This window comes from Bartonella sp. CR127HXZ, from assembly GCF_042194555.1.
GTDB classification, from domain to species: Bacteria; Pseudomonadota; Alphaproteobacteria; order Rhizobiales; family Rhizobiaceae; genus Bartonella; species Bartonella grahamii.
The window spans coordinates 305,193-329,072 of sequence record NZ_JBHIMZ010000001.1 but is presented as its reverse complement, the minus strand read 5'-3'; the positions used below and the strand labels follow the sequence as shown (position 1 = coordinate 329,072).

General features: G+C 36.0%; 18 protein-coding genes. 4 read left to right on the top strand and 14 right to left on the bottom strand.

Annotated elements, in window-relative coordinates; genetic code table 11:
* Positions 1-15: 15 nt before the first annotated feature.
* From ACFIKY_RS01315 to tpiA, 3 genes are all read right to left on the bottom strand, one after another.
* On the bottom strand, positions 16-1,644 hold the full coding sequence (locus tag ACFIKY_RS01315) for a CTP synthase (RefSeq protein WP_026500351.1): 1,629 nt from the start codon (positions 1,642-1,644) through the stop codon (positions 16-18).
* 126 nt (positions 1,645-1,770) lie between these two features.
* Positions 1,771-2,223 carry a preprotein translocase subunit SecG gene (gene secG / locus ACFIKY_RS01310; protein WP_273788352.1) on the bottom strand — a complete coding sequence of 151 codons (453 nt, stop codon included), beginning with the start codon at positions 2,221-2,223 and terminating at the stop codon, positions 1,771-1,773.
* Positions 2,224-2,305: 82 nt separating this feature from the next.
* Positions 2,306-3,070, bottom strand: a complete 765-nt coding sequence (gene tpiA, locus ACFIKY_RS01305) for a triose-phosphate isomerase (protein ID WP_273788353.1) — start codon at positions 3,068-3,070, stop codon at positions 2,306-2,308.
* Positions 3,071-3,222: 152 nt separating this feature from the next.
* Between tpiA and ACFIKY_RS01300 the strand changes: the two genes are divergently transcribed.
* Positions 3,223-5,112 (top strand): peptidyl-prolyl cis-trans isomerase, encoded by a 1,890-nt coding sequence (locus ACFIKY_RS01300; protein ID WP_375636503.1) that lies wholly within the window; start codon positions 3,223-3,225, stop codon positions 5,110-5,112.
* Between the two features lie 729 nt (positions 5,113-5,841).
* Here ACFIKY_RS01300 and ACFIKY_RS01295 read toward each other — a convergent pair.
* From ACFIKY_RS01295 to tatA, 9 genes are all read right to left on the bottom strand, one after another.
* A complete protein-coding gene (locus ACFIKY_RS01295) occupies positions 5,842-6,702 on the bottom strand; it encodes a phytoene/squalene synthase family protein (RefSeq protein ID WP_375661303.1) in 861 nt (286 codons plus the stop codon).
* A gap of 875 nt (positions 6,703-7,577) precedes the next feature.
* Positions 7,578-7,964: an Mth938-like domain-containing protein gene (locus ACFIKY_RS01290; RefSeq protein WP_012754989.1), complete on the bottom strand. Its 387-nt coding sequence runs from the start codon at positions 7,962-7,964 to the stop codon at positions 7,578-7,580.
* A gap of 448 nt (positions 7,965-8,412) precedes the next feature.
* Positions 8,413-8,865 carry a preprotein translocase subunit YajC gene (gene yajC / locus ACFIKY_RS01285; protein ID WP_375647558.1) on the bottom strand — a complete coding sequence of 151 codons (453 nt, stop codon included), beginning with the start codon at positions 8,863-8,865 and terminating at the stop codon, positions 8,413-8,415.
* A 688-nt stretch (positions 8,866-9,553) separates the two neighbouring features.
* On the bottom strand, positions 9,554-10,735 hold the full coding sequence (locus ACFIKY_RS01280) for a peptidoglycan DD-metalloendopeptidase family protein (protein ID WP_375636509.1): 1,182 nt from the start codon (positions 10,733-10,735) through the stop codon (positions 9,554-9,556).
* A gap of 155 nt (positions 10,736-10,890) precedes the next feature.
* A complete protein-coding gene (locus tag ACFIKY_RS01275) occupies positions 10,891-11,550 on the bottom strand; it encodes a protein-L-isoaspartate(D-aspartate) O-methyltransferase (protein ID WP_375636528.1) in 660 nt (219 codons plus the stop codon).
* 133 nt (positions 11,551-11,683) lie between these two features.
* Positions 11,684-12,961, bottom strand: coding sequence for a serine--tRNA ligase (gene serS / locus ACFIKY_RS01270; RefSeq protein WP_375636511.1), 1,278 nt, complete (start codon positions 12,959-12,961; stop codon positions 11,684-11,686).
* A gap of 61 nt (positions 12,962-13,022) precedes the next feature.
* Complete coding sequence (gene tatC / locus ACFIKY_RS01265; protein WP_375636512.1) at positions 13,023-13,805, bottom strand: twin-arginine translocase subunit TatC; 783 nt, start codon at positions 13,803-13,805, stop codon at positions 13,023-13,025.
* Positions 13,802-14,206: a twin-arginine translocase subunit TatB gene (locus tag ACFIKY_RS01260; RefSeq protein ID WP_375647555.1), complete on the bottom strand. Its 405-nt coding sequence runs from the start codon at positions 14,204-14,206 to the stop codon at positions 13,802-13,804. The genes tatC and ACFIKY_RS01260 overlap by 4 nt, the downstream gene beginning before the upstream one ends.
* Positions 14,207-14,261: 55 nt before the next feature.
* Positions 14,262-14,573 carry a twin-arginine translocase TatA/TatE family subunit gene (gene tatA / locus ACFIKY_RS01255; protein ID WP_375636516.1) on the bottom strand — a complete coding sequence of 104 codons (312 nt, stop codon included), beginning with the start codon at positions 14,571-14,573 and terminating at the stop codon, positions 14,262-14,264.
* Between the two features lie 1,641 nt (positions 14,574-16,214).
* Between tatA and ACFIKY_RS01250 the strand changes: the two genes are divergently transcribed.
* From ACFIKY_RS01250 to pgsA, 3 genes are all read left to right on the top strand, one after another.
* Complete coding sequence (locus ACFIKY_RS01250) at positions 16,215-17,078, top strand: 23S rRNA (adenine(2030)-N(6))-methyltransferase RlmJ (protein WP_375644903.1); 864 nt, start codon at positions 16,215-16,217, stop codon at positions 17,076-17,078.
* A gap of 397 nt (positions 17,079-17,475) precedes the next feature.
* Positions 17,476-19,455: an excinuclease ABC subunit UvrC gene (gene uvrC / locus ACFIKY_RS01245; RefSeq protein ID WP_375636520.1), complete on the top strand. Its 1,980-nt coding sequence runs from the start codon at positions 17,476-17,478 to the stop codon at positions 19,453-19,455.
* A 72-nt stretch (positions 19,456-19,527) separates the two neighbouring features.
* Positions 19,528-20,109, top strand: coding sequence for a CDP-diacylglycerol--glycerol-3-phosphate 3-phosphatidyltransferase (pgsA, locus tag ACFIKY_RS01240; protein WP_375661302.1), 582 nt, complete (start codon positions 19,528-19,530; stop codon positions 20,107-20,109).
* A 297-nt stretch (positions 20,110-20,406) separates the two neighbouring features.
* Here pgsA and ndk read toward each other — a convergent pair whose 3' ends face one another.
* The gene (gene ndk, locus ACFIKY_RS01235; protein WP_375628682.1) at positions 20,407-20,829 is read right to left on the bottom strand and encodes a nucleoside-diphosphate kinase; all 423 of its coding nucleotides are present in this window, start codon (positions 20,827-20,829) and stop codon (positions 20,407-20,409) included.
* Between the two features lie 410 nt (positions 20,830-21,239).
* Positions 21,240-23,810 (bottom strand): BafA family autotransporter, encoded by a 2,571-nt coding sequence (bafA, locus tag ACFIKY_RS01230; RefSeq protein WP_375661301.1) that lies wholly within the window; start codon positions 23,808-23,810, stop codon positions 21,240-21,242.
* Positions 23,811-23,880 lie beyond the last annotated feature (70 nt).

Here is a 23,880-nt window from a genome sequence, read left to right as displayed (position 1 = left end):
AACCCAATTTATGCATTAAACCAATCGACTTTGTTCTACAGCGGCTTCAATAAAAGAAGAAAAAAGCGGATGTGGATCAAAAGGACGGGATTTTAATTCTGGATGATATTGAACACCAATAAACCATGGATGATCTGCATATTCTATAGTTTCTGGTAAAATACCATCAGGAGACATCCCAGAAAAAATCAAACCACACTGTTCTAACTTATCCTTATAATCAATATTGACCTCATACCGATGACGATGTCGCTCGACAATCTTGGTCATCCCATAAATTTGAGCAATATGACTCTCTTCTTTTAATTCAGCAGCAAAAGCACCAAGACGCATTGATCCGCCGAGATCACCGTTTCTTGTACGTTTTTCAAGAACGTCTCCTTTAAGCCATTCTGTCATTAAACCTACAATTGGATTTTCTGTTTCGCAAAACTCACTTGATGAAGCATTCTTAATCTGTGCAATATTGCGCGCAGCCTCTATACAAGCTAATTGCATCCCAAAACAAATCCCTAAAAATGGAACTTTACGCTCTCGTGCAAATTGAATTGCTCGAATCTTTCCTTCTGCCCCTCGTGCCCCAAAAGCACCTGGAACCAAAATTCCATGGGCTTTTTGCAAAGCTGAAACAGAATCTTCTTTTTCAAAAAGTTCCGAATCAATCCACTCAATATTAACTTTTACTTTATTCGCTAAACCACCATGCGCAATCGCTTCAATAAGAGATTTATAAGCATCCTTTAAACCCGTATATTTTCCTACAACAGCAATCGTAACTTCTCCTTCAGGATGGTGAATACGATGCGTAATATCTTCCCAACGATCCATCTGAGGAGAAGGTGCCGAATCGATTCCAAAAGCGCAAAGAACTTCAGAGTCCAACCCCTCCTTATGATATGCCATAGGAACATCATAAATTGTTGGCATATCTAATGCCTGAATGACTGCATTGGAGCGAACATTACAAAAAAGTGATAATTTGCACCGTTCTGTTTCTGGAATAGATCGATCTGCACGTACAAGCAAAATATCAGGAGAAATACCAATTGCTTGCAATTCTTTGACAGAATGTTGTGTTGGTTTCGTTTTTAATTCACCTGCCGAAGGTATATAAGGCATTAATGTGAGATGGACATAAACGACACTTTGTCTTGGTAGCTCATTGCGAAGCTGACGAATCGCTTCTAGAAAAGGCATTGCTTCAATATCACCAACCGTTCCCCCTATCTCACACAAAACAAAATCAAACTCTTCATTTCCCATCGTAATGAATCTCTTAATTTCATCCGTAACATGAGGAATAACTTGAACTGTTGCCCCCAAATAATCACCACGCCGCTCTCGTTCAATGATATTGCGATAAATACGCCCTGTTGTGATATTATCTTGGCTATTTGCAGACCGCCCAGTAAAACGCTCATAATGACCAAGGTCAAGATCCGTTTCTGCACCATCATCGGTCACAAATACTTCACCATGTTGATAAGGTGACATCGTACCTGGATCAACATTTAAATAAGGATCAAGTTTTCGAAGACGTACACGGTAGCCACGAGCCTGTAATAACGCTGCTAACGCCGCCGCTGCGATGCCTTTTCCAAGGGAAGAAACCACACCACCAGTAATAAAAACATAACGTGCCATGGGCTTATGGTGATAAGCAATTTATAATGATTTTTCCAGCAAAAAATGCAAAAAGAAACAATTTTTCTTCTAAAATAAAAAAGGTGAAAAAATCACCTTTTAAAAAGTCTATATTTTCTTAAAAAACTATTTCGTACTGTTATCCGGAACTGTGTTTTCAAGAACCGGTGGAACTGGGCTTTCTGCTTCAGGATTTGTGGACTGTTTCTGTTCCTGCGGAGAATTCGAATTGCCTCCTAGCTGTTCAAGAATAGAAGGGGAAGACTCACCATCTGATGATGGGACTGATTCTGAGGCTTTATTGGTAGAATTCTGCTCTGAATTAACCGGTATACGCTTTAAAATATCAGAACTAGAATTTGATATATTACCCACCACGGTAAGCCCAATAGACACAACAAAAAAACAACAGGCTAAAATAGCAGTCAAACGTGTTAAAGGGTTTCGAGATCCACGAGTTTTCATCAACCCTGAGCTATTACTCACACCTAGCCCACCACCTTCTGAAGGTTGGATTAATATAACACCAACCAAAGTAATCACAATCAACAAATGAATAATTATAAGTACTGTTTGCATAAACCCTGCTCTTCAAATAACTCTTTCATAGCTATTTACACATAAATAATACACAATCCAAGGGGAAACTCAAATTTCTCTACTATAGTTTACGACAAACATCGCAAATAGTTAAAAAATCAATCGCTTTTAAGCTTGCTCCACCTATCAAAGCACCATTAACATGAGGAATGCTTAAAAGCTCAAATGCATTGGATGGCTTTACGGACCCACCATAAAGCAGACGTATCTTATTGCCTTCATCACTAAAACGAGAACGCACCTTATCACGAATGAAATGATGTACTTTTGCAATATCTTCTGGAGTCGCTGTATTGCCGGTGCCTATCGCCCAAACAGGTTCATAAGCGATAATGGTATTCTCTGCTGTTGCATCATCTGGTAAAGATTCTTCAAGCTGCTGCGTGAGAATATCCAGCACTTTATTATCATTACGCTCCTCCAATGTTTCACCAATACACACAAGGGCCACAAGACCTGCTCGCCACGCAGCTTGCACTTTGGCACAGACAATCGCATCATTTTCCTGATACACTGTACGACGTTCTGAATGCCCAATAATGACATGACTTGCTCCTGCTTCTTTAAGCATAAAAGCTGAAATATCTCCAGTATAGGGACCATGATCATCAAAATGACAATTTTGTCCTCCCAAAAGGAGATTTTCACCATCCAGCATATCAGAAGCACGAGATAAAAGCGTTGCTGGGACGCAAATAAGCGCCTCAAAAAGATGATTGAGATCAGAGCTAACGCCTGTAGCAATAGCACGCAACTCTCCAAGCGATTCACTCGTTCCATTCATTTTCCAATTTCCAGCAAGAAAAGGCCGAGTATTTGGAGACATATTTTCACCTCAAGAGCTCTTACAATACATTGTTTATCTGTAGTTACCAAATTATAACATGAAAGCAAGTCTTTAAAGCTTGCATCTTTCATCTCTTTATTGCAAATTCCATTAGCTTTGATAATAATTCACATTAAAAATGGACTTGAACAATGCTTGACATCATAAGAAATGCTACAAATTCTTGGATTTCTAGAATTTTCCTTGCTATTTTACTCTTATGCTTCATTCTTCTATGGGGAATACCGCAATTACACAAAAAAAGTGAAAGAGATCTTATTACTTCTGGAAAGTCCACAGTAACTGTCGATGATTATCGTCTTGCACTTGCCGATCAAAGCGCTCGTTTAGCATATGCTGCTCATCTTGGACGAATGTTTACAGCAAATGAAATGCAGCAATACCAAATTCCTGCTTTTGTATTTAATCAATTACAACAAAATGTATTGCTTGATGAACAAGTACGTAAAATGAAAATAAGTCTTTCAAAAGATACGATAGCTCATACGATTGGTTCTGATAAGATGTTCCAAGTAAATGGCACTTTTGATAAAAATTTGTTTTATAACTATCTTCAGCATTTACGTATTAGTGAAAGTGCTTTTCTTAATTATTACACCAAACAAGAAAAGCGTAACCAACTTATTTCAGCTTTACTCTCTGATATGAAAGCACCAAATCTCTTTTATAAAGCACTTGCTCTTTATCAAGGAGAAATGCGTATTGCTGATTATCTCGTTATTGATCTAAAAGAAAAGGAAACAATTGCTGATCCTGATGACGAAACACTACAAAAATGGTTTAAAACACATCAAAGTCAATTTCGTGCTCCAGAATACCGCACTGTCTCTTTGCTATCTATGGAACTTAATGATTTTGTAAAACCTAAAGATATCTCAACAGATGAGGCAAAAGCCTATTATACACAAAATGCTTCACGTTTTGTAACGCCTGAAAAGCGTACATTCGAGGAACTGCAATTCCCCTCACGTGAAGAAGCCGATAATGCAGCAAAAAAAATAGCTGATGGATTGAGTTTTGATGAACTGGTAAAAGCTGAAAACAAGACTCTTAATGACATAAAAAAAGGTCCTCTCGCAGAAAATGAACTTCCTAGTCATCTAGCCTCTGAAATTTTTGAACTTCAACAAGGCCAAGTCAGTACTGTGATAAATGACTTACAGGGACCTATTATCATTCGCGTCACGCATATTGAACCCTCAAGCTCTCTTCCTTTTGAAAAGGTCGAAGAAAATATTCGCCAAACACTTGCCAAAAATCGTGCTACTGATGATATCCGTAACAATTATGTAGCCATTGAAAATGCTCGTTTTGAGGGTGCTTCTCTCAAAGAGCTAGCTGACCAATACAAGTTATCTTTGCGCACAATTACCATTGATAAAACGGGAAAAACGCTTGAAGGTGCAGCACTCACGGATTTACCTCAAAAAGATATTTTACTGAATGCCATCTATCAATCAAATGAAGGAGTCGATCTTGATCCTCTCTCTTTTCAAAATGGTGGATATCTCTGGTATAAGGTCGATAAAATTATTCCTGCCCGCGATAAAACACTTGAAGAGGCTAAGCTAGATGTTCTTTCTCAATGGAAAAGTGAGGAAATCCAACGTCTTCTTGATGAAAAAGCTCAAAATGCTCTCAAACAGCTCACGGAAGGAAAAAGTCTTGTTGCTCTTGCTCGTACCCTTGGTGTTACAAAACAAACAACACCAGCCCTCCGGCGTCAAGACTCATCTGACCCTCTTGGCGTTGAAGGGATTAAAGCATTATTTTCTGCTCCCAAAGGTCATTATGGCATCATAAAAGGTCCACTTGCAACAAACCGTATCATTTATCAAATAAAGACTGTCACCATGCCTAAAGATATCACGCCTCATACTCTTTCAACTGAGGTCCGCGCCAATATAGATATGATGATAAGAGAAGATCTCAAGCTAGAAATGCTACAAATTGCCAATAAAGAACATCCTTTGGAAATTAATAGCACAAATTATAATCAGATCTTTAACGCTCTCCAATAAAAAGGTTGTACATAATTTAAAGAACTTATTTGATAAAGTTTCCATCAGCTCTTCGTCTATAGTTGAAGAGGTAAGATAGGTCTCTTGTTTGCATATCTTAGGATCAACATTTGTATAATGATTAATTCTCTCGCAAATCAGTGCATGTATGGATTTGCGAGAAAATAGTCAATGGAATGTAGAGTCGTTTTTGCAACGCATTAAAAAATATTATCCATCCAAAGGTTGTAAAATTTGTCGCACACTAAGCTATACCCATTAAGCTATAAATGTCATCCCTATCGTCATTCATTTATAGCTTATCATATTGCTACTCTTAATACTCATTCATAAGGAGCGTATTGCTTTTTCTTTAAATGATTTCATTTACACACCCAACTTATAGTATACAAAAAACTATTTTTAAAATTCATTATAAAAATGAAGAAATCTTTTTCTATTCAAGACTCTCATTCAATATGAGAAAAAACGAATTATCATTATAAATCAATATATTCATAAATCATAACAGTCATCAATTATGATTTCTCAAAAATAAGAGTTTTTTATAAACTCATAGACTGCCAAGACAACTTCTCTCATAAAATTTCTTATTCTTTTGCGCTCATAACAACCAAAACATCAACATTTTTTATAACAAAAAAATGGTTTGGAAACACCATAGCTCCTTTTATTTTCATATGAGAAAATCAGTCTATATGTTACGCATTTCAACGTGCTAATATTCTTTTACAATATCTTTGGAAAATTGCCGCTTATTGCTGCCCTTGTTATCAACCAATAGCGATATATCAATGGCAATGTTGCACTCTCTTGAAAAATTGCAGCACCCAGCTGTATAGCTTTTTGAAGAGAAGCCGGTACAATGACCAATGGAAGAAAAGCTGGCTTAAGAACTCTAGGTAAAGCACAAGAATACTCGTAAAATTGGGTATAATGATCGCGCGATAATGCTACCATAGCTTCAACAATACGACCCTTTTGTTGATCACTGAGACGATGAGATTCTAAATCTTCCCTATTCACTCCTACAGCCTTTAATATATCAGTAGGTAAATAATATTGATATCGTGATTGCATGAATGATAAAAGACGCAATACACCGCTTAATCCTTGAGAAATCCCTCCATGTTCATAGATATCTGTAAACTCTTGTGCAGTATCAGGATCTAATATCTGACAAGAAAGCTGTAAAATTATGCTTGCTGTCTCACCACAATAATGCTCTAGATCATGAAGTGTTTCTATTGGATTGTGATAAAGATCTAAAATTTGTGCATTACAATAACGTAAAAAAGCTGTCTTAGGTAAATTAAAAAGAGTTATTGCTTTCAATAAATCACTCAAAATCGGATTATTTCCACTCGTTTGCATTTCACCATGAGCAATAGAATCATACCACCAACGTAACCGTATTTCTCCTATGAGTGGATCATGTACACTTTCGCGAATACGAGAAACTTCAGCATTAAATACATAAAGAGCAGCCAATGCTTGGCGCTTTTTTTTAGGCGCAAATAAAACCGATATATAGCGATCACGATCTATGGTACGTAAAATATCAAGACAATAAGGAAGAGAGCCTATCATTTAAACCTATTAACGTCCCTTTTTTAGTAATGAAATTAATATCCTCTTTTTATTCATATTAAAAAATGAGGGATAAGCAAATACAGTTCAGAAAATAAGATTTTTAAATGTGTCTCTTAACTGTATTATGAATTAAAATTTCTTTTCTAGTCACTTTTCGTTTTAGAAAGAAAAAAATTAAATAAATAACTTTTCTGATAAAACTTGTCTTATCGGACTTCAAGTTTTCATTTGCAGTAAAAAAAGCTAAAAACTAATCGTAACATGCATAGTGAAACTTAGAATAACAAACAACGCAAAACACTTTTTCACTAAATAGATGACAATGTTATTTTATAAAAATGCACTGATCACAAAAACTTCATCAAATCATTAACCTCCTCCCCACCCTAAAGGACAAAGATTCTTACCAATACCAATTTGTAAAAAATCCAATTGCTCTCGGTGAGTTTCTATTACTATCAACGCATTTATTTATAATGATAATTCATTGTTTTATATGTTAAATTAGAATCTCAAATATCGTAGAATGCTTGCATTTCAAACCAATTCCATGTTGAATCAATCAAAACTATTCCCTTGCATATCACAAGCGGGGCTGACTTGTAGGTAAAAACTGTATAAGAAAGAATTAAAAATGCCTCCTATGAACTGTCTCAAGTGCCAAGAGTTGATCACTCATGTGATTCATTGAACTACGAACAAGCTCTGCCCTGAATACTTGCTACTGTATTTAAAAACACTTAATGTGTTAAGTTATGTATATTTTATTCCCCTTCTATCACCACTTTAAACGACGGTATTTTACGGCGCAGTAAAATAATCACACAAGTCTTTCATACTAGACGAGAGCATTTGTTTTATTACACAATACTCTATTCTACCGCAAATAATAATGCCGCAACAGCGCGATCTTCAGCCAATAAAACATTAAATGTACGCACCGCCGCTCCCGTACTCATTGTATCTGATGAAATACGTTTTTCCCATAAAAGCACCCGTAACTCTTCAGGTAATCGCAATAATTCAATTCCAGTACCTATTAATAAAACTTCGATTTCAGAAGCTTCTTCTAAAATACGAGATAGATCCCCTTGAGTGGGAATAGGCCCTGCCATGTCAATACCATAAATACCCGATGGTACACAAATAATAGAACCTCTATGAGACATATCAGCAAAACGAAATCCACCATTTCCATAAGCATCAATAGGTGCGCGACTTGGAAAATGTGCTTCACGAATTTGAATTGCATCGAACATGAAAAAGCACCCTTTATTTTTGTCTTTGCTACTTCTTACCATAAAAATTAAAGGAAGACTGATACAAACATTGATATGTTAACCATAGCCTAGTATTGAAGTGAAAATTTTATATAAAACCTTAATCTTCTCATACAGCAAGTATATGAAAATTTGATAATAAACCGCGATCAAATGCTCTACCTGCTTAAATAAATCTACCTTTTAAAAAGTTTTCTCAGTTTATTTACTCACAAGTTTCTTTTTATAGAAACAATGATCTTGTTTAAAAAACAGAAAAAAATTGCGTAATATTCTATAAATAAAGCAACTATTTTAATAATCTCAAGGAAACAAAAACTCGATTTTCTGTATCCACTATAAAAGCCACTTTTCCAATGAAATTGTCTTGATCTTGCCAAGCTTTTTATAAAAATGCTTAAAAAATGTAATAAACTGCCATTACACCTTAAGATTCATTTTCTTTTGATATAGCTTTTTTCTCTTTAGAGACACTCATATTTTCTTTCGTTGTCGTTTTAGATTTAGACTTTTGTGGTGTTTCTGCTTTAGCATTAAGCTTTGATTTTTTTTCTGCAATCGGCTCACCTTTAACGCGCACATCAGCTAATGTTGAGCGAATAACACGAATATTCATACTCTCACCAATTTCAACCTCTAATTCACCACTCTCGTCGTGAACCTTCGTAACCTTGCCGATAATACCACCACCCGTTATAACTGTATCACCACGACGTACTGCATTAAGCATTTCTTGGCGTTTTTTCATTTGGGTACGCTGTGGACGAATGATAAAAAAATACATAATTGCAAAAATTAAAATGAGTGGGACAGCGCTAACAAATGAAAATCCACCGGAAACATCGCCTGCAACTTGAGCATAAGCGTTCGTAATAAACATTTTTATCTCCTATAGTTAAACTTCAGGTATTCCCCACTCTATTAAAATAAAATTCCGATTCAGAAAAAATTCTTAAAGAATTTATTATAAAAAGCAATAACTACATAATCTAATCACAGCTTTACAAAAATGCAATAAATCCTTAAGAGACAGAATACCAAAATACAATGAGAAAAATCTTTAAAAATAGATTCATTTTTCCCTATTATATATCCTACAATGTAAACCTTTTCACTAACTCAATAAATGATACAAGATAATTTTTCTAATGAAAAAACTTTAATTTATATAGATAATTTATCGTTTTTGATATCGAATGACAGACATAAATACAGTAAAATGCTCTCATTTCAAACCCTCTGAATTAATCAAAACGATTTTTTTGCACGTCTCACATATGAAATGAGCCTGTAGATAAAAACTTTTTAAGAAAGGCGTGAAATATCTCTTTTCATGCTTCTCTCAAATGCAAGAGCCGTTGAAACACTGAAAGCTGACAAATAAGTATGATACTATTGTTTTACACTTTCATAGACACAAAGATGGTAATATCTAACGACCCCAACGAACTGCTCTCCTTAAAGCAATGATTTTTTTGCTGCAGTGTTATTGATTTAAGAAAATCAATTGTTTTTCATGAAGTTTCTATAAACTATAAGACTATTTAAATTTAAAAATCATCAATAAATTAGTTTTCTAAATATTTAAGGGGATCAACAGGTAATGAATTCTTACGCATCTCAAAATAGACACGTGGCGTTTTAACATTTCCTGAAACACCAGATTTAGCAATCTCATCACCACGTCTTATCCTTTGTCCTTTGTTAACAACAAGCTTACTGTTACATCCATAAATAGTGATAATATTATTTTCATGTCGAATCATCACAACATTACCAAGCTCTTTTAATCCATCTCCCGCGTAAATAACAACACCATTTTCTGCCGCCTTTACCGAAGATCCTTCCGGCACTGCAATATCTATTCCTCGATTCATTACTGTTCCCTTTTTTTGACCGAACTGGCTTAATAAACGCCCTCGTACTGGCCAACGCATCTTAGAAATTCCTGTGGCTTGCGGAGTCGTCATATTATCGGTATTCGTAACAGTACTTGATAAACCAGTCTCATGATTCAATTGCGTCATCTGTTTAGAAAAACTTTTCTCAGAACTTGATTTGTTCATCTTTGCAGAAGGGGGCGTTGTTACAGGCGCTTTATATATAGGAGAGGACTTCTTGTTTTTTATAGAGGACATCACTTGAGATTGGAATGCAGATTCTGTTTTTGACACTGCCCAATCGTTATTAGTGTGTGCATTTGAAGCTGCTAATGTACGCCTGCTTGGAACAACAAGTACCTGACCGATATAAATGGAATTGCTGTTTATACCATTTGCTAATTTTAATGCCTCAACACTAACCCCTATTTGTCGTGCAATACTGAGCAGTGTATCTCCACTCTGGACAATATAAGAGTTCCGCCGAAAAATAGGAGATTTATCCATTTGTGAACGGGAAAGTGTTCCAAGATTACGTGGAGGGACTCCCATAACGCGACCATCAGAAGAAGTTATCCTACCTTGATGTGGAAAATTATAGGGAGAATTGTCATCTCCCCACGAATCATCGCTTGATTCCACAGGTGGCAATTCAGTGCTTTGTATCATACCGCTACCGTACGATAGCATTCGCGGATCTGTAGACATAGTACTCGATATATTTGATTGAGATGATACCGTACGATGAGAGACAATATTGGAAAAACGCTGTGTACCAGAACTACAACCAGCAACAATAGTTACCACCGCTAAAAAAGTTATTCTCTGAAAATTATGCTGGAAAATATTATCCAAAGCTTTTAAACGCATCGTTTTGCTCACTCATCAATAATCAACTCACTCCATTAAAGCTTTTTTAAATTACCGAAGAGTTAAAATGAGATGTTTTATTCATAAATATCTTTATATAAGATCAAAATGAATTTAACGTAGGCTATTTGCGGCTATTTCTTAACTTTTAAAAATTAAAGTATCTCCGCAATGCCTTTAATAAAAGGTTGGTAACGCACTTGAAACAGTTCTAAACACTCAAATCGACTACCAATTTTTGTATAGCGCGTCACCGCTTGTACCCCTTCGTCAGGTCCTATCGCCTGAATGAGAATTCCGTTTTCAGCTAAAAGTTCTAAAAATTCCTTGGGTTCATCAAAACGTGATGGCCAAATAAGAATGCGATCAAATGATCCCAAACCTGTCACACTATGACTTCCATCAATCTGCCGTATAATAATATTTTCAATTCCTAAAGTTTGAAATTTTTGGCGTGCCAAATCAACAAGCGTTTTATAACGATCAATCGTTGTCACACGGTCACTCAGACATGCCATAAGCGCAGTACAAAAACCAGATCCTGTACCGATTTCTAAAACGCGATGCCTTTTTTTCAACGATAATGCCGAAAGAATTAAGAGTTGTTCTTCCAAACGTTCCATATATTCACCACACTCAAGGGGAATAACTTTATTATCATAAGCACTATTAAACCAAGGAGCAGAAACAAACTGTTGACGCGGAATTTTCTCTAATGCCGAAAAAAATCGCACGTCATCAATGCCTTTGCTACGCATTTTCAGTACAAGAGCGGCTAACTCCTCACGAAATTGTAAAATACCCTTTTGCCCCATAGTATCATTCAATCTCCAATGGAGGTGCACTTTTATCATACTGACAAACTGCTTCTTTTAAAATGGCAAAAACTTGCGTTTGCATATCATCACCTCTTGGCAATAAACGCATATTGTCTCTCCTTTCGTAAAATTAAGCAGTAATACAACGCATGCCTCCCATATAAGGTTGTAAAACATCTGGAACAATAATTGATCCATCAGCCTGTTGATAATTTTCAAGCACGGCAATAAGACAACGTCCAACAGCTGTACCAGAACCATTAAGGCTATGAACAAAATGCAATTTTTTATCGCCTTCTTTACGATAACGCGCATTCATACGACGACCTTGAAAATCTCCACAAACTGAACAGCTAGAAATTTCACGATAACATTCTTGACCAGGAAGCCAAACCTCGATGTCATAGGTTTTACGTGCTGCAAACCCCATATCACCCGTAGAAAGAACCACTGTGCGAAAAGGCAAACCAAGTCGTTTTAATATATCTTCTGCACATTCCGTCATACGTTCTAATTCAATTAAAGACTGTTCTTCACTGGTAATTGAGACCATTTCAACTTTCCAAAATTGATGCTGACGCAACATACCGCGCGTATCACGACCGGCTGCTCCCGCCTCTGAACGAAAACAGGGAGATAAAGAAGAAAATCGCAGTGGTAAATCTGATATTTCAAGAATTTCATCGTTGACCAAATTGGTTAATGGCACTTCTGCTGTAGAAATAAGCCATCGACCATCTGTTGTACGAAAAAGGTCTTCAGCAAATTTCGGCAATTGTGCTGCTCCGTAAACAATCTCATCACGAACAAGAAAAGGTATTGAGACTTCTGTATAACCATGCTCATTGACATGCACATCAAGCATAAATTGGCCTAATGCTCGTTCTAGCCGTGCTAACGCCCCTGAAAGTATTGTAAAACGTGTTCCAGACAAACGACTAGCTCGTTCAAAATTCATCTGCTTGAGATCTTGACCAAGATCAAAATGTTCCTTTGGTGTAAAATTAAATGTTGGAAGTGTACCAAAATGTCGAATGACGACATTATCACTTTCATCTTTACCTTCTGGAACATCATCTAATGGAATATTTGGAAGTGCTGAAAGAATTTTCTCAAGACTCTCCGTCAGCTGTTTTTCTTCCGCTGTTGCAGAGGAAAGAAAGACTTTAATCTCTTCACCTTCAGCTCTAAAGCTTTCAGCCATTTGCTGATCAGATACCGCTAAAGCCTGTCCTATTTCCTTTGAAACCGCATTGCGACGTTCCTGCGCCAATTGCACCTTAGCAATATGCGACCGACGTGCAAGATCAAGTTGTATTAACCTTTCAGCTTGTGGCTCAAGACCTCTACTTACGAGTGCTTTATCTAATTTCTCAGGATTGTCACGAATCCACTTAATATCAAGCATAAAAATTCCTCATTTATATTGTTTTTATTCATTTCTTGTCGCATAAGATTATACACTTTTCTTAAGCGGATTTTCTTCTCTTTTCTATACTGTAAGCAATTAAAATTGAAATCTCGTAAAGTGCTATCGTTGGTAAAGCCACTGCAAACATCGTAAAAAAATCCGACGGCGTTATGATTGCCGCAATGATAAAAGAGAGTAAAATAGCCCATTTTCGTTTAGACACCAAATCATGAGACGTTAAAAATCCAACTTTTGTTAAAAGACTGATGACAAGAGGTAATTGAAAAATCAAACCAAAAATTAGGATAAACGATGTCATAAAGCCCAAATAATCAGAAATACGCACTATAAACTCTATTTTTAAATGAACATCTGGAAGAAATTGTTGAGAAAGGCTAAACCATAGTATTATTGGCGCCAATAGACCATAAACAAACGCTCCCCCAATACAAAATAAAATAGGCCCCCCAATGAGAAATGGTAAAAAAGCCATACGCTCATTTTTATAAAGCCCTGGTGCAATAAAACTATAAAACTGAAAAGCCGTATAGGGAAAAGATAAAATAATTCCCCCAAAAGCAGAAAGCTTCATCTTCGTTAAAAAAGTTTCCCATACTTGCGTTGATTGCAAACGAATACCCTCAGGATTACCCCCTGCTATTTTCATTGCCCACTGATATGGCCATAGTAAAAAATTTAAGATATAATCTTTAACAAGAAAACACATCATAAAAGCGATCATAAATGCAACCAAGGCAGCAATAATTCGCTGACGAAGTTCAATTAAATGTTCCAAAAGTGGTGCCATATGGGCATCAACTTCATCTTTGTTAACATTCATGACACATCTTCTTTATCTTTAGAAGCTATAGATCCTGTCATATCTTTATTGGTTACGTTGTGATCGCATTCCAAAAATTCTTTACCTTTTTCTGATTTATGGTGTGTTGCCTTAACATCCAAATTATCGTGGATATCTTCTAATGTATTTTGAATGGGATCAAAAGTCTCTGTCAACTTCTTGCTTGAATCGCTAATATCTGAATATGTTTTTTGCAAATCGTCGAGCTCGATTTGTTTTATTGCATCTTCAAACTGATGACGAAGTTCATTTGCCATTAAACACATATGAGCTCTTACCTTTGCTATTGTCTTTAATATTTTAGGTAAATCTTTCGGTCCAACAACAATGATGAGAATAAGTAAGATTACGACAAACTCTGGTCCATCAATCCCAAACATCTCTTAATTCGACTTCCTCATCAAAAAATAACGCACAATGATGATTACGTTTTTGTTATTTGACACGCTGTTTTTTAGCAACAGATGTTTTGCTTCTTTTAGAAGCAGAAGAAGCCTTTCTGCGCGCTGTTACATGTTTTACCGATAACGGCTGAGATTGTTGAGATTCTACATCAACTATTTGGGAAGTAGTAGCCATTTCAACTTTATCCTCAATGCCGTCATCTTCTTCCTTCATATTTTTTTTGAAGGCTTTAATTCCCTTAGCAACATCGCCCATTAATTCAGAAATCTTACCGCGACCGAAAAGCACAAAGATAATCAGTAAAATTATAATTAAATGCGTTGGTGAAAAAATATTACCCATTACTCTCTCTAACTTTATGCTTGTAAATTCGATTTCATTTATTCATGCTTCCTCTGAAGAATGTATCAAATATAATATCTTACTTATATATTTTCTTCTTAACTTAAAAGCAATCACACGCTTTTATTGCAAAAGAACTTTTTATCCTCTCATCCCTTTTTAGCGTATTATAACACAAACCATTCAAAAATGATAAACCGCTTCATACAAAATTCAAAAGGCTTAAAAACTTTTCTAAAATAACTCCATCTGATCTCTTAGGTTACTCATCTTCCTGTAAATACTATAGCTCATGTCTTTCCTTTTAAACAAAGTTGTACGTATCATTACAAACATTTCCTCCAAATTATCCGTTACTGATAAAGATCATAACATGCTGTAAAAAATTTTACGTATTTAATTAAAAAAAATCAGAAAGAAAAATCTCTAAAAAACTTTCTTGACACATCATCAGTCTCTTTAAAAACTATCATCTTACGCATAATATTTATTCTTTGCGTTGGTGGGAATTTTATCATCCATTATTCCATATACAATACGAAATATAAGCTATCATCGCATTCAATTAAATATCTGTCGTGTGGATAAAAACTATTAGCGGAAAGAGTAAAAATGCACTTTATGAATCAGGTCAAGTGGCCAAGAGGTATGGCAATACTGCTAAAAAATAAAAATGGTACCAGCTTGCGCCTTTATTCAGTAAAATACCTCCATATAACCAGCTCTTTGAACCGCTGCATGCCCTAACTATTACAAGTCTCCGGATTCTGGGCATGCGTTCTCATAATATCATGTGCTTAACTTATCTCAGTATTGAAAACAGAATAGGCATTAATAGAAAATTACATTCAATCAAAAGCATGGAATCGAAGCATAATCCATGTAAAAGAATTTCTTATCCTAGTCTTTTTATAAGATTATCTCATAAAGCCGCTAGATAATACAGTGTTAGAAATAGATAAACCTATTTACTTTAGTTAAAAATCGCTCATTTTATTGAGATCGCTTGCAGAGAGCATATCACTTTTCAAAAGTTTTGTTTTAGCACCATACACAATAATCTAGCCATTTAGCGTGTATAATGTAAAGCTTGGGCTCCGCTTAAACCAATGAGATTCATCCACACTTTTACAAAAATCTATCACTATAATACCAGCACTTTATTGCTCTATCCATAATTTTACGCTCGCTAAAAAAACTGATAAATGTAATAATGTTTTTATCAAGCATTTTAAATTCTTTAATCTTTAAACAAGTAAATTTATGAATGAATTTGAAAGATAACCTTAATTTTTTTAACAAACTTCACTAATATTCTCGTTAATTGCTTGTCTTTTATAGTTTTCCTGAAAGAGTCCGCGATCATAAGAAACTTCTCTTACAACATAACTATCTCTATTGAAATGTTTGCCCTCTTCCTATCTATTTTTCATATAAAAAATTAAAATCTTAACGATGAATCTCATAATATAAAAATAGCCCAGTGAATAAATGCTCCCATGACATTAATATTTTTTCTGTAGGGTATTATTTGGGAGTGAGGGTATTATTTGATTTCTATAAGAGTATTTTTATGGATATCAATTCTAATATTCTATGCTAATAATCCGGTACAGTTATACATATGATAGAGTTTATTCCATGAATTATCGGCATATTTATCATGCTGGCAATTTTGCTGATGTTTTTAAACACATTATTGTCACTCGCATTGTAGAATATCTCAAACGCAAAGAAAAAGCTTTTCGCGTTATAGATACGCATGCTGGAATCGGTATTTATGACCTTTCTTCTTTAGAAGCACATAAAACAGGAGAGTATCGCGAAGGTGTCCAACGACTTTTTTCAACTCCTATCCCAGAAGATTTAAGAGCACTCCTTTGTCCATGGTGTAATATCATTGATGCCCTCAATAAAGGGGAAAAAGAAATTGTATTTTATCCTGGATCTCCTGTTCTTATTCGTCAATTATTACGGAAACAAGATCGCCTCACCGCAATAGAATTGCACAATGAAGATTATCATATTTTAGCAAAAAACTTTGCCGGAGATTATCAGACAAAAGTTCTGCATTTAGATGGTTGGCTTTCCTTAAATGCTCATGTACCACCAAAAGAAAAACGTGGGTTTATCCTTGTTGACCCTCCCTTTGAAAAAACTGGAGAATTTTTCCGCCTTATTGAGGGATTAACGAAAGCCTATCGTCGCTTTTCTGGAGGGATCTACGCTTTATGGTATCCTGTTAAATATGACAAAGAAATTGAAAGTTTTCTTCACGCGCTTTATCAAACAGGAATTCCTAAGATTCTACAGCTTGAAATGCGTATCCGAAAAAGTTCAAGTCCACCGACAATGAATGGAAGTGGTATGATTATTATTAACCCTCCCTACCTTTTGGAAGAAGAAATGAAAAAACTCAGCCCCTTTCTTATCAATCGCCTGGGACAAGATGAAAATGCCCAAATAACGCATAAGTGGCTTCAAAAAGAACATCTATTATGTTAGATCTTTCTCTGTATTTTTTCTAAATCAAATATCATGTTGTAAGATACAAACGCATTAAATGATAAAGTTCTTTGATTTTTTGAATAATATCAACACGTTATAATGATAAGCTAATAACGATCAGCGTGAATTAATTTTTTCCCTTTTAGAACGTCTATCTTCTTAATCATCATGAATTTCCTATTCCAATCATTTTAATGAATAAATTGGGCAAATTCATAAAGCTGTTTTAGAATAACAACTCTCATATTTTTTATGAAAAATCGGCTCTCTAAAATCATACTCTTATGCTATAAGATGTTATTTATAGAAAAAATTATAAGGATATAAATAAGCATTATTTAATAAAAAAGAATATTTCATATATTAAACAAAAAACATATTCTTAATAAACGGAATGGTCCTGAAAAATAATACAAATTGTCCGAAAAATGAGCGGGAAAAGCTTTCTTTTCTCTCTAACATTACATGGAATAATGCCAATCAAAGTAATGAGAAAAATCAATTCCAAGGTGTAAAATTCATACAAGAGTTTGTTAGACACCTTCCGCATAAGCCAGGGGTTTACCGGATGATTGGTAAAAATGGTGATATTCTCTATATTGGCAAAGCTCGTAATCTCAAAAAACGCGTTTCAAACTATACACGTGAACAGGGACACAATAATCGTATTACCCGCATGATTCGCGCAACATATCATATGGAATTTATCGTCACCCATACAGAAACAGAAGCACTCCTTTTAGAAGCCAATCTCATCAAAAGATTGCATCCACATTTTAATGTATTACTACGTGATGATAAAAGTTTCCCTTATATTATGATTACAGATGATCATCGAGCGCCTGGACTTTACAAACATCGTGGTGCCCGAACACGAAAAGCTCACTATTTTGGTCCTTTTGCTTCTGCTGGTGCAGTGACACAAACAGTTCATGTTTTACAACGCGCCTTCTTATTACGAACCTGTACTGATTCAGTTTTTGAAAACCGTACACGCCCCTGTTTGCTTTATCAAATTAAGCGATGTTCTGCACCTTGTACCCATGAAATTAGTGACAATGATTATAAAGAACTGCTGAGGGGAGCAAAAGCGTTCCTTTCGGGAAAAGATCAATCTGTTAAAAACAATATGGTTCAAGCTATGCATAAAGCCGCAGAAAATCTTGATTTTGAACAAGCAGCTTCCTATCGTGACCGCTTATCAGCCCTTTCTCATATACAAAGCCATCAAGGTATTAATCCTCAAACGATAAAAGAAGCGGATGTATTTGCAATTGCGCAAAAAGAAGGAATGACCTGTATTCAAGTGTTCTTTTTTCGCATGGGGCAAAATTGGGGAAATCGTGCCTATTTTCCTAAAGCAGATCCCTCTTTTTCCTGTACTGAAATTTTAGCGAGTTTTCTTGCCCAATTTTACGATGATAAACCACTTCCAAAAAGCATCCTTTTATCTGAAGAAATTGAAGAAAAGACACTTCTTACAGAAGCATTGAGTCTCAAAGCAAATCACAAAGTGTCTCTCTCTTTACCCAAACAAGGTGAACGGAAAACTCTTGTTAATCATGCCTATCTCAATGCTCATGAAGCACTTGAACATAAGCTTTCTGAAACAGCCACTCATACAAAATTGCTTCAAGGTCTTGCCAAAACATTCCAACTACCTTTTCCTCCACGCCGGATAGAAGTCTATGATAATTCTCATATCATGGGAACAAATGCTGTAGGGGCTATGATTGTTGCTGGTCAGATGGGATTTGTTAAAAATCAATATCGCAAATTCAACATTCGCTCAATAGATATCACGCCTGGCGATGATTTTGGCATGATGAAAGAAGTGATTAAACGAAGATTTTCACGCCTTATAAAAGAGCATGATCAGTCAAATAGAAGTCATGACATAAAAGATAATGATCTTTTTCCCATTTGGCCTGATCTTATCTTAATCGATGGTGGTGAAGGACAAATCAACAGCGTACATGCAATACTTGCTGAATTACAATTAAATGACCTCTTCACAGTTGTTGGAATCGCCAAAGGTGTTGACCGCCATGCGGGACGTGAACGATTTTTTATAAAAGGTATCCCCCCCTTTACACTTCCTCCACGTGATCCTATCCTCTATTTTTTGCAACGTCTGCGTGATGAAGCACACCGTTTTGCGATTGGAGCTCATAGGATAAAACGAAAAAAAGAAACATTCAAAAACCCACTTGATGAAATCGAAAATATCGGTCCGACAAGAAAGCGTGCGTTGCTTCATCATTTTGGAAGTGCCAAGGCTATTGCTAGTGCCTCACTTGAAGATTTAAAAAAAGTTACGGGAATTTCTATGACAATTGCACAAAAAATTCATAACCATTTTCATGAAAAATAGGCTTGTTTCATAACCTTTGCCTTGTTACGTTTAGGAAATATATTCTCTTTCACAAGAATTAAAAATGGCTCCATGAAAAATCATACTTTTTCTTTTCCAAATATTTTAACTTATGCACGAATTGTCGCAGTCCCAATGGTTGTTGCATGCTTTTTTTTAGAAGGGCGATTACAATCAAGTGATATCACTCGCTGGATTGCTGTGTCCATTTTTATCGTTGCATCCATTACTGACTTTCTTGACGGTTACCTTGCTCGTATTTGGGAACAAACATCCAATATTGGTCGCATGTTAGATCCAATTGCTGATAAACTTCTCGTCTCTGCCTGTTTGCTCTTGCTTGCCGCAGACAGTACCATCGCTGGGTGGACACTATGGGCAGCTATTATCATTCTTTGCAGAGAAATTCTTGTATCAGGATTACGTGAATATTTGGCTGAGTTAAAAGTTAGTGTTCCTGTCTCTCGTCTTGCAAAATGGAAAACTTTTGTACAGATGATCGCTATTGTATTTCTTTTAGCTGGACCAGCCGGTAATAAAATTTTCCCTTACACAGTAGAGTTTGGCATTACTATGCTGTGGATTGCTGCCCTCCTTACATTGTGGACAGGATGGGACTATTTTCGTGCAGGTTTAAAACACGTTATCCCATGAAGAGTATGGAGATTTATAATGATAATTTATCTTTTTGTACTTAAATAAGAGATGAGGATAGCATAAGACTAATTTATTTTAAATCTATTAATGATAAATCAATAAAACACTTTTTTGCACATTACAAGTAAGGGTAGCATGTAGATAAAAGCTCTTCAAAAAAATAGTAAAAAGCTAAAAAAACGATGAATGCTCCCTATGCTTTTAAAAAAGTCTATAATCTTATAAGCAAAAAACCGAAATATAGTGTTTCGGATTTTTGCTTCTTATATACGCTTTATTATTATAAACGCTTTATTAACCAACAATTTCTACCTCAGAAAACCAAAAGGCGATTTCTGTTTTTGCCGTTTCAGCGCTATCGGATCCATGGACAGAATTTTCGCCAATCGATAAAGCATGAACCTTACGAATTGTCCCTTCTTCTGCATCACTAGGATTCGTAGCCCCCATTACTTCACGGTTTTTAGCTATTGCATTTTCGCCTTCCAAAACTTGTACAACGGTTGGACCAGAAGACATGAATTCCACCAATTCACTAAAAAAAGGGCGTTCTTTATGAACAGCATAAAAATTTTCAGCCTCACGTTTGCTCATCCAGACACGTTTAGACGCAATAACACGTAGCTCCGCATCCTCAAGCATTTTAGTAATTGCGCCAGTCAAATTACGACGGGTTGCATCTGGTTTAATCATCGAAAAAGTACGCTCTAAAGCCATTTAACCACCTTTATTTCATTTATAACATTCTCTCGCCATTTCTATAGCGAGCAAGAAGCCCTTTGCCAAGTGACTCTGCAAAAATCTACACAAATTCTCAAAAATATAGAATGAATTATAAAAAAAACTTTAATAGAAATACCTTTAATTTCTCATCCCATCATAAAGATGCGCTACCGACTCTCAATAAATATTGAACCTTCTTACATAATCTTAAATGCCTCTCATCATCTTAAATGCCTCTCATCAAATTTATCATTGAAGCAATAAAGAATCATAAGAAAAGCCTAACATGCAAAATATATCTTTTTGAAAGCCTTCTTCTTTAAAGAGGATGAACCTAGATACTCCGATCTAGGTTTGAAAATCCTTCTACACACATTGAGATCTATCAAAAAATAACCATATAATTAAAAACTATAGCGTACACCTAAAATACCCTGAAGGGACTGTTTTGTTTTACGTCCTTTAACATAATGTGCCTCACCATATAACTTTAACTTCTCACTCACTAAACTGCTCAAACCGATTCCTAACTTACCTGCATTACCCGATAAGTCAGTGGTAAATGAATGCCGTTGATTAATCAATGTATGGTTGTCATTTTTATTCTCACGCAACCATGCTGCTGTAATATACGCAAGTGATGAGGAATCCATGTGAGAACCAAATTCATATCCTAAAGATATGCCAACCTCGCTGCGTAATGAAGTGAATGGACGCATGTCACCTATCATGTCATTCGATAACTTGATTTCTTTACCCTCAACTTGCAACCATGTAAATTGTCCATAAGGCTGCAACCAACTGCTCTTTGACGTCTTAAGTCGATAACCTGCTTCAAAGGAGGTGCCCACCGCCCATTGCCTATAACTTCCTTCAATCCCTAAACCATTCGTTGAAACTGCCTTTAGAGTATTCTGATAATGATTATATTTTAAAATACCATCCAAATACCATCCACTATGATCCAAATAAGTGACATAAGCGCCAATGCCATAAGTATTGATAGCGCTCATACCACCCCGTGCATGCGCAATGCGTGCACGGTCATAACTGCCAAAACCACCTATATAAAATTCTCCATTTTCCCACTCCCTTAAACTATTGATCCCTAAAACAATACCTGTCTGATCCAACTTAAAATCTATATGCTCTGTAGCAATACTCTCTTTAGACTTGATCGCATAGCTCCATAAAGCTGCATTCTTTTTACTTTTATCTAGAATTCCTCTTCCCGCACGCACGGTTTGCATTTCATTGTGAAAAACCATCGCTGGAACCACAGACATAGACAATACCGCATCTGTAGAGGGAGTGGTTAAAAAATGAGAAACTGAAAGCGTTTCTCTCAATTGTGGAGAAGGCTGTTCTTTATGAACTGGACGCAAAATCATCTGATCGGCTAAAGATTGTGAAGATTCTGAAACAATAGCCTGTTGCTTTCCATCAGAAAAATGAAGAGAACTTGCTGGGGGAGACTTCACATGAGTGCGATTTTCTTGAGAGGGAGATACCGAAACACTAGAGACATTCTGTCTTTCTCTTAAATGACGTGGAGGACGTGGCTTGGATTGCTCTTTTTTAGTAGGTTTACGAGGACCAGTATTTTTTCCTCCAGAAGGAGAACTTTGATCAGATAATGCAACAGAGTCCTTTGTTTTCTTGTTTACACACTGTGTTTTAGTATTAGAATGTTCTGCATTTTCAGAGACTCTGCTTAAAGACCAAATTGTAGCACTACCACTAGAACTAGCACACCTTTCTCTCTTCAGCAATTGATACTGATAGGTTCCACCATCGACAACTGTAATGTTCTTGCCCAAAAAATCTGCCAGAGTAAAATTAGCTCCTCCATCTTGGCTTCTATCGGTAATTAATGGAAGTTCAGTAACCAAACTATTCCTTTTTGACAGAGAGCCTGTGATTTCAGCACCAGAATCTGCAACGCTTATTTTGTGATTACCTGCACCATCGCCAATCGACAAGTAATCACTCGCATCCCCCGTAGCACTAATATTGAATCGAAAATGTAAATCCCCTGAAAGTTTTTCAACATGAAGTGAAATATGACGTGGATCATACGGAATAGAAGTAAAAATAACAGTTCCATTATGCCCCCCTAAATCTTCAATTTCAATCTGAGGTTTTTCTCCTATATTTCGTTCACCAACCTCAAATATTATTTCATCAACTCTTGCCTCTATAGGAATCTTTTTCTTAGTGATATGGTTTGTCCTATCACCAGCAAATAAATAAAGTTCTCCGTGATCATTGACCCTTACTTCTCCCACGACTTTTTGAACACCAGAATGAAACCATGACCTAGCAGAATCCGTAATTGTTAAAGTATCCACAAACCCTTCAGGATATACAACTTGAATAGCCTGCCCCTTCAAAGTAGTAGCATAAGACCCAGCATGCGCTAAGACGTGCTGTCTGCCATTCCCAGAGACCTCTGTATCCATTGCGCTCCCACCTTCTTTTCTTTGTCCCGCATAAAGATTTTGTTCTCCGTTATCTCCCACTTTCGTATTCCAAACCCACGCTCCATCATACACATTCTGCTGTCCCACTACTCCACCATCTCCTGTAACTGTGGAATTATATGCACTACTTTTTCTCTCCACGCTTGTAAGATCAAGATTTGGCTCTTCATGAATAAACTGCTTACCACCAAGGATTTTGGTGCCTATCGCAGTTCCTCCGCGTGTAACTATTTGCATTCCCCCTTTTTTAATAGTGGAACCTATAGAAGTTGCCCCATTTTCAACAATTTCAGCACCGCCATCTCCAATTTTACTATTACTACTGGGAAAATTATTCGTAATCAGTGCTGAACCTTTTGGTATCTCTGCTCGATTTCCTACATGTTCTACTATTGTTAGCTCTCCATTCCTGTTTTCAACTGCATTCGCAACTTGTACAAGACAACTACTGATCATCAATACTGAAAAACTTAACTTATGTTTATACTGCATTATCGACACTCCACTCTCAATTATTTAGAAAAATATCCCACGGCTACGTAGGTAACCCGTCTTAGATTGT